General features: G+C 48.5%; 11 protein-coding genes. 6 read left to right on the top strand and 5 right to left on the bottom strand.

Annotated elements, in window-relative coordinates; translation table 11 throughout:
* Nucleotides 1–61 precede the first annotated feature (61 nt).
* The 3 genes from BWK47_RS02095 to csaB form a co-directional block, all read right to left on the bottom strand.
* A complete protein-coding gene (locus tag BWK47_RS02095) occupies nucleotides 62–1,258 on the bottom strand; it encodes a homocysteine biosynthesis protein (RefSeq protein ID WP_162327390.1) in 1,197 nt (398 codons plus the stop codon).
* Between the two features lie 13 nt (nucleotides 1,259–1,271).
* The gene (locus BWK47_RS02090; RefSeq protein WP_010871606.1) at nucleotides 1,272–1,475 is read right to left on the bottom strand and encodes a DUF2949 domain-containing protein; all 204 of its coding nucleotides are present in this window, start codon (nucleotides 1,473–1,475) and stop codon (nucleotides 1,272–1,274) included.
* A gap of 439 nt (nucleotides 1,476–1,914) precedes the next feature.
* Nucleotides 1,915–2,946: a polysaccharide pyruvyl transferase CsaB gene (gene csaB / locus BWK47_RS02085; protein ID WP_162327389.1), complete on the bottom strand. Its 1,032-nt coding sequence runs from the start codon at nucleotides 2,944–2,946 to the stop codon at nucleotides 1,915–1,917.
* A gap of 75 nt (nucleotides 2,947–3,021) precedes the next feature.
* Between csaB and BWK47_RS02080 the strand changes: the two genes are divergently transcribed.
* Nucleotides 3,022–4,860 carry an SLC13 family permease gene (locus BWK47_RS02080; RefSeq protein ID WP_010871604.1) on the top strand — a complete coding sequence of 613 codons (1,839 nt, stop codon included), beginning with the start codon at nucleotides 3,022–3,024 and terminating at the stop codon, nucleotides 4,858–4,860.
* A gap of 11 nt (nucleotides 4,861–4,871) precedes the next feature.
* Entirely contained in the window at nucleotides 4,872–6,401 is a 1,530-nt protein-coding gene (locus BWK47_RS02075) for a hypothetical protein (protein WP_162327388.1), read from the top strand.
* On the opposite strand, the gene rre8 is transcribed toward BWK47_RS02075, so the two are convergent.
* Nucleotides 6,385–7,830 carry a high salinity-induced biofilm formation responseregulaton Rre8 gene (rre8, locus tag BWK47_RS02070; RefSeq protein ID WP_162327387.1) on the bottom strand — a complete coding sequence of 482 codons (1,446 nt, stop codon included), beginning with the start codon at nucleotides 7,828–7,830 and terminating at the stop codon, nucleotides 6,385–6,387. The genes BWK47_RS02075 and rre8 overlap by 17 nt on opposite strands.
* Before the next feature lie 305 nt (nucleotides 7,831–8,135).
* On the opposite strand from rre8, the gene ureG reads away from it, so the two are divergent.
* Nucleotides 8,136–8,756, top strand: a complete 621-nt coding sequence (gene ureG / locus BWK47_RS02065) for an urease accessory protein UreG (protein ID WP_162327386.1) — start codon at nucleotides 8,136–8,138, stop codon at nucleotides 8,754–8,756.
* Between the two features lie 254 nt (nucleotides 8,757–9,010).
* Here ureG and BWK47_RS02060 read toward each other — a convergent pair whose 3' ends face one another.
* Nucleotides 9,011–9,370, bottom strand: a complete 360-nt coding sequence (locus BWK47_RS02060) for a DUF4870 domain-containing protein (RefSeq protein ID WP_162327385.1) — start codon at nucleotides 9,368–9,370, stop codon at nucleotides 9,011–9,013.
* A 194-nt stretch (nucleotides 9,371–9,564) separates the two neighbouring features.
* Between BWK47_RS02060 and BWK47_RS02055 the strand changes: the two genes are divergently transcribed.
* From BWK47_RS02055 to BWK47_RS02045, 3 genes are all read left to right on the top strand, one after another.
* Nucleotides 9,565–10,560 carry an alpha/beta hydrolase gene (locus tag BWK47_RS02055; protein ID WP_162327384.1) on the top strand — a complete coding sequence of 332 codons (996 nt, stop codon included), beginning with the start codon at nucleotides 9,565–9,567 and terminating at the stop codon, nucleotides 10,558–10,560.
* 74 nt (nucleotides 10,561–10,634) lie between these two features.
* Nucleotides 10,635–11,402: a DUF928 domain-containing protein gene (locus BWK47_RS02050; protein WP_162329581.1), complete on the top strand. Its 768-nt coding sequence runs from the start codon at nucleotides 10,635–10,637 to the stop codon at nucleotides 11,400–11,402.
* Between the two features lie 38 nt (nucleotides 11,403–11,440).
* Nucleotides 11,441–13,711 carry a CHASE2 domain-containing protein gene (locus tag BWK47_RS02045; protein WP_162327383.1) on the top strand — a complete coding sequence of 757 codons (2,271 nt, stop codon included), beginning with the start codon at nucleotides 11,441–11,443 and terminating at the stop codon, nucleotides 13,709–13,711.
* Nucleotide 13,712 lies beyond the last annotated feature (1 nt).

The following is a 13,712-nucleotide window of genomic DNA, read 5'->3' as shown; positions in this document are numbered from 1 at the left end:
AGCTAAGATTTAATTGCACCCTAGGGAAAATTCATTTTTTTCAAACCAAACCATGGTTAACCTAAATCGACAAATTGCCGATGGGGTCCTGGGCGAGAAACATGCGGTCGGTGGGCAGAGGAGCCACTGGTTCCGTCAGGGCAAAGGTGCCAGCGTCTAGCCAAGCTTTGAGGGTTTCCGCCACTTCCCTGGAGCGTGCAATGCTGGCCAGGGGAGCCACCCGCACCGTTTTGCCTTCGATGGTAATTTTGCCGCTTTTGAGCTGGCCGTAGGTAACCAAACCAAAGGTGGGTCTGACCCGGCGGGGAATGGAAAAATCCACCACCGGAGCCACAATGTCCTCATCTTTGACGGCACATTGCTCAATTACCTGTTCATTCAACACAGGAATGGGCACCCCCACCCCCAACATTAAAGAAGGACCATAGTTTTTCAGATAACAACCTCGCACCCAATGGGCATCCATTTGTTTGGCATCCCCAATGAGGGCTAGGGTAGCCGCCGGGCCGATGGGGGTGTGGTTGGGCAAACGTTTTTGTAAAGGAAAATGTTGGGTGCCTTCCCAGGCAATGTAACCGACACCGCCCCCCAGGAAGATTTTGGTGCCAATGCCGATCGCCTGGAGGAGGGGATCGTTAAACAGGGGACCAATGGCGCCTGGGTTGGAATAAACCGCATTGCTCAAGCGGGGTTGCAGGGGCCCCAGGTAAGTGTATAACAGGCGATCGCCACCGTTGACGCCCACGATAAAATTTTGGTAAAGATTGCGGGGATTGTAGAGGTAAAACTGATTAATGCGGTCGGTGCTAATCACCGTTTCTAAGGTGGTGCGGGGATAGCAGTCGGTGCCCTGGCCCACAGCCCGCAGGGGAATACTCTTACCAGCAATGAGATCTTCAATGATATGGCCGCCGCCCCTTTCCGCCACCCCGTCCCCTTCGTTGGGATTATCGCCAGTGTTGGTAATATCCGCCGCCGCCGTTGCTCCTAAATATAAATCCACTGCTCCAAAGCCAGCGTAGGCCGGAATGCCATCTAGCCAGCATTGACGAATTTTAATCGGCGGGTCCGTTTGTCCAAGGTTGATCACCGCCCCTGAGGACTCCATTGGTTCAAAAGTCCCTGTGCAAACCACGTCTACCATGGCCGCCACCTTGGCCACCCCCAGTTCTGCCACTCCGGCCTTCACCTGTTCTGCCGTCCAAACCGTAGCTTTACCCCGGCGGAGTTTGTCATTAATCTCGGCGATCGTCGCCATGGCGATGGCCCTACTAAAACTTTTCTAGCCAGTCGAAAATCCGGTCTAATTCTTCCAAACTAATTAGCCCATACTGCCAGAGAATAATTGGTAGATTGTTACTATTGTCAATGGCGTTGCAAGCGGTGCGCTCGGCGATCGCCAGGGATTCTGCCGGCAGGGAAAGGTCTTGGCGGAGAAAATTTAAAAGATTCTGATAGTAGTTAGTTTGACTCATGGGGGACGGAAAAAAATTTATAAAATTTGGACTCTATTTCGGGTTGGCTAGCTAAGCTCAGCCAAAATTCTCACTACGGCCATTGCAACAATCCGTCCAACTCCGTCGTCGCTGAATGACAATGGATAGGAGGACTAACTTTTTATTCCACACACCCAAACATCGGCGGTTTCGGCCAGGGGCAACAATGGAGCCCAGTCCGAGCAACTAAAACTTTGCAACCATTCTAGGACTGAAGTCCCGTAGACAAATTCAGGCAGACCACAGGTTATGTAATAGCCTAGGACAGTCCCATCTGCTTGCAATCTATCTTGCGATATATTCGGGCTTTGGAACCACCGCAATAGTTAAATAAAGCTTAAGGTTCCGCAGTAAGGCTGGTGAAATAGGCAATGTTTTGCCTCGGGCTATTATAGATACCACACTCCCACCCGAAAAGCTAGTCAACAAAAATTTTCTGCAACAAAGTTTGATGCTGAAGGGCAGATTTTTGCAAGAACTCTACCCCGGTAGAGGGTTGTCTTTGCCGGAAATGTCCCTGCCAAACCTGGCTGAGTTCGTTGCTATCCCTGGGTAAATCCGCCAATTCCCGGCCCGGTAGTCCCACCTCTGCCATTAAACGACTAACTTTAGGGTCATAACTCAGAGCAAAGCAGGCACTGCCCTCCGCCGCGGCCATGATTAAACTGTGGAGCCGCATGCCAATGGTGAATTCCGCCCCCCGGAACAAACCTTTACATTCCCTGGGGTCGGGGCGGTAAAGAATTTCATGACTCCCCGGCAATTCCACGGCGATCGCTTCGGCAATGGCCAAATCCTGGGATTTTTGTAGGGGAATGAGCCGCACATGGGTTTGGGTCTGGTGTTGAAAATCCCTTAGGGCTTCGGTAATGACCGCCAAGCGTTCCAAGGTTAACAAAGGATGGGCCCGCAAATTCACCGCCACCATGGGCAAAGGGCTGGGGGAAGAAGACGCATTTTCAGCGGCTAAAGACCACACCGGATCCGCCGCTAAAAAAGCCTTTAAGTCCCATTGTTTAACTAATTGCAAAGAAACTTGATCCCGTACGCTGATGCCGCTACAACCCCGGAGCACCTGTTGGGTAAACCAGCGCAACGGCGGCCTTCTAAGGGGGCCAATGCCCTGGGCCCAGGCAATGGTTTTTAAACGCCGCATCTGGGCGATCGCCATCAAACCACCGTAGTATAGGGGACTAACCACGCTGGTCACATCCTGCATCAAACTGCCGCCCCCCCAGATAAAACCGTCACATTGACCCAAAAGCTGCCAAATTTTGCCCCAGTCTCGGTTGTAGTGGGCTTCAACACCGTATCTCGCTGTGGTGACCTGGGGATTGGCGGAGAGCACCACTGGCTCCACCGTCGCAGGAAGCATTTGCAGCAAACAGACTAAAAGGGCTTCATCCCCAGCATTGTCTTGGCCGTAGTAACCACACAGAATGACACGCATTGTTATCGGACTATTTCCTCTTGTGAACTCGCTGGCAATGGGGAAGAATTTGTTTAATCATCTTTTGGGATAACTATGGCCTTTTTGCAAACCTGGCTGGCAGACTATCAAATTCCCCTCACTCTGGCAGTTATTGTTTTTGCGCTGGTGATGTTTGTGTTGGAGTGGTTACCCATCGACACCACCGCCATTCTGGTGGCTGTGATTTTAATGGTGTTGGGTTTGGTCACCCCCACGGAGGGGATTGCGGGGTTTAGCAATTCCGCCACCGTCACTATCATGGCCATGTTTATTTTAAGCTACGGCATTACCCGCACCGGCATTATCCAAATTATTCGCGATAGCCTGATCAAATTTGGCGGCGATAGTTTACGCAGACAACTTTTACTGATGGGGTTTATCGTCGGCCCCAGCTCTGCCTTTCTCAACAACACGGCGATCGTGGCGATCTTTTTGCCCATCATTGAAGAGTGGGCCAGGCAAAGACAAATCTCCGTTTCCAAACTATTAATTCCCCTCTCCTACGCCACCATTCTGGGGGGAATGATTACCCTCCTGGGTACTTCCACCAATATTCTTGCCAGCGGTTTGGCAGAAAAATTGACTGGCCAGGGGTTTAGCATTTTCCAATTCACTCCCCTGGGCTTACTCACTTTCAGTGTTGGTTTGATCTACATTGTCCTAGCGGCCCCGATACTCTTACCGGCTAGACGTAATATTTCCGATGGCAATGTGGCGGCGGAGTATCAAATTAAAGACTATGTCAGCGAAATTATTATTCCTCCCCGTTCTAGCCTGATTGGCCAAACCCTGCGGCAGAGCGAAATTCAGCGCAAATTTGACATTGATGTGTTGGAAATTATCCATAACGATACCCATTTTCCCCAACCGTTGGCGGATCGGGTGTTGACCATGGGGGATATTTTGCTGGTGCGGGCGGGGCGGGAAGATTTACTCAGAATTAAGGACGAACGAGGTATTGAAATCCTGGCCGATGTGCAATTTGTTAGCGCCGAAACCAATAATGCAGGGCCTCTGGAATCTTCTGAAGAAAAGGTGGCGGAGGTGTTAATTCTCTCTAATTCCCGTTTAATTGGTTCCACCCTGAAGGATTTACGCTTTCGTCAACGCTATAACGCCACAGTGATTGCCATTCGCCGGGGGGAGGAATTAATTCGCCAGCGCTTGGGAAAGGTGCGCCTCAAGTTTGGCGATTTACTACTACTCCAGGGACCTAGGGAAAGTTTCCTTGGTTTGCAGACTACTAGGGAATTGTTGGTATTGGAAGAAAAACCCTTGGATAATCTCCGTCTTGATAAGGCCAAAACGGCGATCGCCATTGTGGCTTTGGTCATTGTCATCGCAGGATTGGATATTTTGCCCATTAGCGTCACCAGTTGGGCCGGGGTAATGGCCATGGTGATTAGTGGTTGCCTGAAGCCGGGGGAAATTTATGGTGCTATCCGTTGGGATGTGATCTTTCTGTTGGCAGGGTTAATTCCCCTAGGCACTGCCATGGAAAATTCCGGCACCACCGCCTGGTTTGCTAGCTTTTTGGCCGATGCAGGAGGCCACCTTTCTGGCTACGCTCTATTGCTCTTGTTTTATCTTGCCACAGCTCTGCTAACGGAAATTTTGTCCAACAATGCCACCGTGGTGTTGATGTTACCCATTGCCTTCCAAGTGGCCCAAAGCTTGGGTTTAAATCCGTTAGCGTTTATGTTTGTGGTTACCTTTGCCGCTTCCAATAGCTTTATGTCCCCCATTGGCTACCAAACCAACACCATGGTCTATGGCCCTGGGGGTTACCGTTTTACAGATTTTGCCCGCATTGGCGCTCCTTTGACTGTTATCCTCACCCTAGCCACACCCCTATTGGTAATGCTGATTTACGGTGTCCAGCCAACAAATTAAACCCCTTCTCCATGGCCAAACTAAATCTTGCCCGTCGTCTCGATCGCCTGCCGCACTTTGAATGGTGGCTCTGGCTGGGCATTTTTTGCCTGGGGCTGATAGGGACGTTAAACCATGCTCCTTGGCGGGATGAGGTCAATGGCTGGCTAATCGGCCGGGATAGTGTTGATTTTGCTGATTTTTGGCGTAATGTGCGCTACGAAGGCCATCCCCTGCTTTGGTATGGGTTGCTCTGGTTGTTGAATCAACTGACCCCCAACTTGCTGGCCATGCAGCTATTTCATCTCGCTCTGGCCATGGCGGCGATCGCCGTTTTTCTGCGTTACAGTCCTTTGCCCCGTTGGCAAAAGTTAATTTTTTCCCTCGGTTATTTGCCTTTTTATGAATATCTACTGATTAGCCGTAATTATGCGTTGGGACTACTGGGATTGTTCGCCTTTTGTGCCCTATTTCCCCGTCGCAAACAAACGTATCTACCCCTGGCTTTCTGTTTAGCCTTCATGGCCAATAGTAATGCCTATGCCCTCATGGTTAGTGTCTGCTTGGCGATCGCCTTGGGGGTGGAATGGATTTGGCAAAAACCCTTGGGAGTGACGTTACAGGCCCCTTGGTGGGACAGGTTGCTTAGTATTTTATTCTTCGCTGCGGCTGTGGCCCTGTCGGTGGTGGTAATGGTACAACCAGGGGACAGCACCCTCCATGGTGGGGCAGACCAATGGATTTTGCAATGGGACTGGTATCGTTTAGGGCAAGCATTGAGCCGGGTTTGGAATGGTTACATCACGATTTTGGTCCCTTCCGATCGCCGACCGTTGGATCTGGGAATTTTCAGCATTTTTTCCCTCATCCTGTTCACAGTTTGGTCCTTATATTTTAGCGATTATCCACTGATTTTATTATTTTATTGGTTGGGCAGTGGCGCTATTTTACTATTTACCTACGGTAGATTTTTGGGCGCTCCTCGGCATTTTGGCAGTCTATATTTGGTTTTAATTGCTAGTTATTGGTTGAAGTTTTACCTCTCTCCCACTCCCCTGTTGCAAGAAAAAATTCTATCTAGGGCTAAACAATGGAGTCAAAAACTAGTCCCTTATTTATTTACTTTAATTTTAGTTTGTCAATTAATCGGCGGTTTAGTAGGATATGGCAGGGACTTACTTTTACCCTATTCTGCTAGTCGAGCAGTGGCCAATTATTTAGTTGATCAAGGCCTACAAGAAGGAGCTTTAGTAGGCAGTAACGATTTTATGGCCAGTCCCATTGCTGCCCACTTAAACAGAAAAATTTATTATCCAGAAAGTCGGGCTTTAGGTAGTTTTGTGATTTTTACCGCCGAACGACAGGAAGTGAATCAACAGCAAATTTTGCAACAAATTGATCAACAATTGGGACTTAAGCTAAGCCCACCGATAATTCTGATTTTAAACACCCCTTTAGAAGTAAGCCAGCCCGGTTTAAGCATTACTCCCTTGGCAGAATTTCGCCATAGCTTTATTCAAGAAGAGCAGTATTATCTTTACCAAATTAATCGGCAAAACTAAAGTGACAATTACGACCAGCTTTTTTCGCTTTAAATAAAGCCTGATCTGCCCAGTCAATTAACTGTTTTGGTGGTACATTAGGGAGCGGCACCATGGTGGCACTACCAATGCTGAGGGTGAGATAGGGTTGGATAATGGAACTGCGGTGGGGAATTTGGGCCTGTTTAAACACACTTTGGAGATGAATTACCACATTTTGACAGCCTTGCTTGTTGGTTTGGGGTAATACCAGGGCGAATTCTTCCCCCCCATAACGGGCCGTTAAATCCGTTCCCCGACGCATTACTTTTTTGAGCAAATTGGCTACTTTTTTTAGGCATTCATCCCCTTCTAAATGACCATAGGTGTCGTTATATTGTTTAAAAAAATCGATGTCGCACAAAATTAAACTGAGATATTGATGATGCTTGGCTAATTTTTGCCATTGTTGCTCTAAAAAGTGGTCTAAATAACGGCGATTGGCAATGCCTGTGAGCCCATCCATGTTAGCTAGGTAATGGACTTGGGCAAATAGGGCTGATTGTTGAATGGCGATCGCCACTTGACTGCTGAGATGGCACAAAAATTCTATTTCCCAGGGTAACCATGAACGTTTTTGGTCTCCGACCCGAACAACCAATTGCCCCCAAAGGCAATCTTCTTGATGGGGCTTTTGGGGTTGGATAGGGATTATAAGCACCCCATCTTTAGCCCTGGGCCCCAAGGTTATTTCGTCCAGGGGAAGTTGACGGAGGGAATTGATGGTTTGGCAAGGAATCGGTTCCGTTGGTTCACCGTTGGAATCCGGTCCCCTCTCGGGGATATGACGGCGATCACCATTGGCTGGGAGGGAAGAGCTGGGGGCCGCCACCAAAATTCTGCTTGCCCTGGGGGAATAGCAACGGTAAATAACCACTTGGTCTGCCTGGAGAAATTTACGTACTTCATCCACAGTGGTTTGCAAAATAACTGATAAATCCAAGGACTGGCGAATTTCTTCCAGAATGCGGGCCATTAATCTTTCCCGTTCAATCTGTACCTCCAATTGTCGCCGAGCTTTTTTTCTTTCCAAAGCGTAGAGAATTGCTTTGGCAATCTGACTTTCCCGCAGGTGTTCCTTAACTAAATAATCCTCCGCTCCCTTTTGTAAGGCCGCCAAACCCATGTTTAAGTCTGTGGCCGCCGTCAGCACAATAATGGGAATATGGGGTGCGAACTTCTGCACAGTCGTCAAGGCTTCAATCCCCTGACCATCGGGTAAAAATAAATCCAGTAAAATGGTGTCAAAAATACCACTCTGGAGACGATTAACGCCCTGGGCCAAGGTCCGGGCCACCTGGATCTGTACCGCAAAAAAAGACTGACTTTCCAGTAAAACCTTGAGCAATTCCACCTGGCATTGCTGATCTTCAATCAGTAAAACGTGCAGTCTGCGCTGGTAAAAAGTCACAAAAGTTCGCAGATATTCTGAAGTAGGGGTTAGCTGGGGTAATGGCGATAGGCAAGAAACTTTCTCAGAACGCTGAAATTATCTGATAGTGAGGCTTAGGGAGTTCAAAATTTCTGGAGTTTTCTCAGGGACTAAAAGCCCTTGCGACAAAGTATTGAGAGAGATACAGAACTTTTGCCCATAAATAAATTCTAACATCGGCCTAAGCAACCCTGCCCCAGTAAATCAACGGAAGAAAATATAAATTAGACGGTACACTGAAAGCCTATCTTCATATTTTTTTCCTGTTAGTACCATTTAGTACCATGGCTCAAACTCCCCTCCGCATTGGCATTGCTGGCCCTGTGGGCTCTGGCAAAACAGCCCTTTTGGAAGCCCTCTGCAAAGCCTTGAGGCAAAAATATCAATTGGCTGTGGTCACTAACGATATTTACACTCAGGAAGATGCCCAATTTTTAGTCCGAGCGGAAGCCCTCACCCCCGATCGCATCCTTGGGGTAGAAACTGGAGGGTGTCCCCACACGGCCATTCGAGAAGATGCTAGTCTCAACCTAGCGGCGATCGCCGATTTAGAGGCCCGTTTTGCGCCCCTAGATATGGTGTTTTTGGAGAGTGGAGGAGATAATTTAGCAGCCACCTTTAGCCCGGAATTGGTGGATTTAACCCTCTATGTCATTGACGTAGCGGCGGGGGACAAAATTCCCCGTAAGGGCGGCCCAGGCATTACCAAATCAGATTTATTGGTAATTAATAAAATAGACTTGGCCCCCATGGTGGGAGCAGATTTAGGCGTAATGGATCGGGATGCAAAAAAAATGCGAGGGGAAAAACCCTTCGTATTTACTAACTTGAAAACAGCTACAGGTTTAAGTACCGTGGTAGATTTTGTTGAACATTATTTACCAACTAAAGTTTTGGTAAGTTAATTAATTCAAGCTTAAGAGCCTTTTTTAAAAGTTGAGTTTTGGCTCTTTAATCCCCCCTAGCCCCCCTTAGAAAGGGGGAAACTCTTACAAAAGACCCCCAGTATTGCCGGAGCTTTAGTGAGGAGATTTAGGGGGCAGAATAAAACTTTTCAAACAAGTTCTAACGCCAGTAGTTCAAAGACTTAAGTAAACTTAAACCGACAGTCAATAAGCTGCTGATAAGTCATCAGTTAATCTACTTATTTGTTGAGCAATTATTTGATAAAGGTGATTTTGAGAGGATAGCGGTACCGGATTCCTTCATTGGCTTTAATGGCCGCCATAATTGTTACTACCAAGTCAAAAACCAAAACACCAATTAAAAGGGGAATGCCAATTAATAAGAGAATCAAGACGGCGGAAACAATCACATAAATTAAGATACTAATTTGGAAATTTAACGCTTCCTTAGCCTGATCATTAACAAATTCGGACTCATCTTTTTTCATTAGCCACACCACCAAAGGACCGATGATGTTACCAAAAGGGATCAAGTAGCCTGCAAAGGTGCTCAGATGGGCGATCATGGCCCAATTTCTGCTTTCTGGATCCACTTGGTTGGGTTGGTTAGTCATAATTGGTATTCCACTGTGTATATTTGGTTAACATTGGACCATTGTACAGAGACTTTTCCATAGCCAAAGCTGGTCTATCCCCAGTTTAAGTTACGCCATTATGTCCAACAGATTTTGAAGTTAATTTTAAAGTTAAATTTTGCCATTAACTTGATAAAACTTAATAGAAAAATTGTTTTGTTTCTGACCAAACCATGGTTTATGCCCCTCGCCCATTGCCGTCCCGTTCCTTGCCCGTACCGGCCAGCGTTAGCCCAGCCTTAAAAAAGGCGATCGCCCAATCGTTGCAAGGGGCCATGGAAGCAATCAAAAATATCCCGCCTCTGGAGGATAAACCAGCCTGGCAAACTCTCATTGCCGCCTATGACCAAGCTAGCCAAGTTTTATGGCAAAAATTACGGCAACAATTTCCGGTGACGTTAACCCAGGAAAGCATCGCCGGGGTAAATGTTTATCGAGTGACTCCTCCAATTATTAGTCCGGAAAATGGCCAAAGAATTTGGGTGCATCTCCACGGGGGCGGTTACGCTTTGGCTGGCGGAGAACTGGGGACGGGGGAAGCAATTTTGGCGGCCCACTACGGTCAGGTGGAAGTAATTAGTATTGATTACCGTCAGCCACCCAATTACCCTTTTCCAGCGGCATTGGAAGATGCTTTGGTCATGTGGCAGGAGTTGGTGAAAACCCATGATGTTAATCGGTTAGCCCTGTTCGGTACCTCTGCGGGGGGCGGTTTATTGCTAGCCCTGGTTTGTCAACTGCGGCAACTTAATTTGCCCCTACCAGCGGCGATCGCCCCATTGTCCCCCTGGGTGGATTTAACCAAAACGGGGGACACTTGCTTCACCAACGAATATGTTGACCGCACTGCCATTAGCTATGACGGTCTAATTGAAGGTTTTGCCCGACTTTATGCGGGAGAATTACCCCTAACCCATCCCTTCATTTCGCCCATTTACAATGATTTAGCTGGTTTACCCCCTACCCTGCTTATTAGTGGTACTAGAGATTTATTACTGAGCGACACTGCCCGACTACAAAGAAAACTGCGACAAAACAATGTATCGGTGGATTTACAGCTATTTGAAGGTCTTTCCCATGCGGAATATCTCTACCAATTTGACACACTGGAATCGGCAGAGGTTTTTAGGGAACTGAGCCAATTTTTTAACCGGTATTTACAAAAGTAAGGGGTAAATAATTTGTTATCTTGGGTAAAAATGACTCTGTTTTTGCCCTTTGTCCTGCCCAGGCAGTGTTAATTATGTCTAACCGCCCAGGAAAGTTACTTTTTGCCGGATTGATGGGTTTAGCCCTCGCTTTCCCCTTTGGTATTTCCCCCTCCTATGGCTCCACGGTCAAATCTTCGTCTCAGTTAATCGCCCTGAAGTTTCCTCAAGCGAATACTGACCGAGGACAAACGGCTACCAGTGGCGGTGGGGGAGTCAGACAAACTAGCGGTGGTAGTTGTTTAACCAAGGGCAAATTACCTTTTCAACTTCTAATTCCCGGTGATTACAACCAAGGCAGCAGCTTCCACAATACCGCCAACAAGGAAACTTTTATTTATGCCTATGTGCCCCCCCAGTCGGAGGTGACAGCCAAGGTGCAGTTGGCAGACCCCATTACCAAGGAGCAAAATCAAACGACTTTCGCCGTGCCGAAGGAAGGGGGCATCGTTCGTTTCCCTGTTACATTGCCGGATAATGCCCTTGAGGATGATTTTTATAACGTTACTTTGACCCTTGTTTGTGATGCCAATAACGCCGAAGATAATCTCACAATGGAACTGACAGTGAACTACACTCCCTTGGCTCCATCCTCCACTAAGGCTGATTCCTCCCTAGCAAAGGCGGCTTTTTATGCGGAACAAGGCCTATGGTTGGATGCGCTGAATGCCCTAGCGGCGATCGCCAAGGAGGAACCCGAAGAATGGCAGGAATTTCTGGAGTCGGGGGGATTTAAAACCTGGGCAGAGGCCCCCGTGGTGGAATGTTGCCAAATGGTCAAAACTTCCGCCTCTGCTAACTGACCACCGGAGAAAACTAAAGGAAATACCAGAGAACATTAATGGGTTGGACCATACCGTCAGCTTGGAAAAGGTTTGTTTGGCAATCCCGGGGTATTTGGATTGCGACCCCTGCTGTGACGGCCATGGTGATTTTGCTCCGCTTTACAGGGCTTTTACAGGTGCTGGAATGGCAGAGCTACGATGCTGGGGTAAGGCTTTTACCAAGGCACGAAGATGACCGCATTGTCATTGTCGGCATTGATGAACAGGACGTCACCTACCTCAACACTCCCATCATCGATGACCAATTGCTGGCTAAAATTCTGACTAAGCTGAAGGCCCAACAACCAGCGGCGATCGGGCTGGATCTCTACCGGGATTTACCCATGCCACCGGGCACAGACGAGTTAGCGGCAGTATTCACCAGTACCCCTAATTTGGTGGGCATTGAGAAGGTAGCGGGTAAACCGGGCATTGAAACCGTTAATCCCCCACCATTGTTGAAGGAAAATAATCAAGTCGGAGCCAATGATTTGATCATTGATGCCGACAATATTGTCCGCCGGGGCTTTATTTATTTGGTGCGGGACGGGGAACCCCATTACAGCTTTGGGCTACACCTGGCTCTGCGTTTTTTAGATAGCCTAAAAATTTATCCGGAACCGGTGCGGGAGGGCAGTGATGACTTTCGCCTAAACCAAGTGACATTTTCCCCCCTCCAGTCGGACAGCGGTGGTTATATTCGGGCGGATGATGGAGGCTTTCAATTACTGATTGATTATCAATCCACTTTTCCCAAAGTTTCCCTCACCGATGTGTTGGAGGATAAACTGCCGGCGGATTGGGGCAAGGGCAAAATCATCCTCTTGGGTAAGGTGGGGGAAAGCTTCAAGGATTTATATTTCACCCCCAATAGTAGTACTTTCGGTTTGTCCAGAGCCGTGCCGGGGGTGGAGATCCACGGTAATATCATCAGCCAAATCCTTAACGCTGGCATGGAAGGTCAACCCCTCCTGAAAAGTTGGTCTGAACCGGTGGAATGGCTTTGGGTAGGGCTCTGGTCTTTTTTCGGAGCGGTGATTACCTGGCAGTTACGCTACGCTACCCGTCGTTCCGGAGGGCAATGGTTGCCGATCGCCGCCATTGTGGGCAGTTTAGGGGCGTTACTGGCCATTAGCTATGGCGCATTGCTGGCTGGGTGGTGGTTGCCCGTTATTCCCCCCATGTTGGGTTTATTAGGATCGGGGGTATTTATTGTCACCTGGATGGCCCGGGCTGGGGTCCAAGTCCGCAACACTTTTGGCCGTTATTTGACCGATCAAGTGGTGGCCACCCTACTGGAAAACCCCGAAGGACTAAAAATGGGAGGCGATCGCCGCCCCATCACCATCCTTACTTCAGATTTAAGGGGATTTACTAGCACCTCCGAAGGATTAAACCCCGAGGAAGTGGTTAAGGTTTTAAATATCTACTTTGGCAAAATGGCCGATGTCATTACCCACCATGGCGGCACCATTGACGAATTCATGGGGGATGGCATTTTGGTGCTATTTGGGGCTCCCACTTCCCAAGAAGACGATGCGCTGCGGGCGGTGGCCTGTGGGGTAGAAATGCAACTGGCCCTGCGGGAAGTGAACCAACAGGTAACAGGGTTAGGCTTACAACCTTTGGAAATGGGCATTGGCATCAATACCGGCGAAGTGGTAGTGGGCAACATTGGTTCTGAAAAGCGCACCAAGTATGGCGTGGTGGGGGCACAAGTTAACCTCACCTATCGTATTGAGTCCTACACCACCGGGGGACAAATTTTCATTTCCTCCACTACCCTAGAGGCCGCTGGCGATCGGGTTCACGTTAACGGGAACAGAACCGTGCAACCCAAAGGAGTGAAGGATCCCGTCGTCATTTGGGACGTGGCCGGTGTGGGGGAACCCTATAATCTCTCCTTAGCGGTGGAAGAACAAAAATATGTTCCCATCCCCCAGCCCCTATCCCTGGAATACATCTGCTTGGAAGGAAAACATATCACCGACGCAGTAATTCCCGGTACGTTGCAGCAAATCTCGGCTAAAGGGGGATTTATTCAGATTTCTCCAAACCACAACTGTCCAGAGGGTCTAACCAATATTAAAATTAACCTGAGAGAAGACGGAGAGCCAGGAAGAACACCGGCACTCTACGCCAAAGTATTAGACTTAGCCCCTGGGGAAAGTCACGGTTTTTACGTCCATTTTTCTGCAATGCCCACCGACATCGCCCAGCGTTTTTATCAACTTTACCAAGGAGCACTGGCCCAGCCCGCGGCCATTGCTTCCGCTCAGGGGGGCTAGA

It is taken from the genome of Synechocystis sp. CACIAM 05 (genome assembly GCF_010222815.1).
Taxonomy (GTDB): domain Bacteria; phylum Cyanobacteriota; class Cyanobacteriia; order Cyanobacteriales; family Microcystaceae; genus Synechocystis.
Note: the sequence above shows the minus strand (reverse complement) of the source record. Positions and strands in the feature narration are given on the sequence as shown.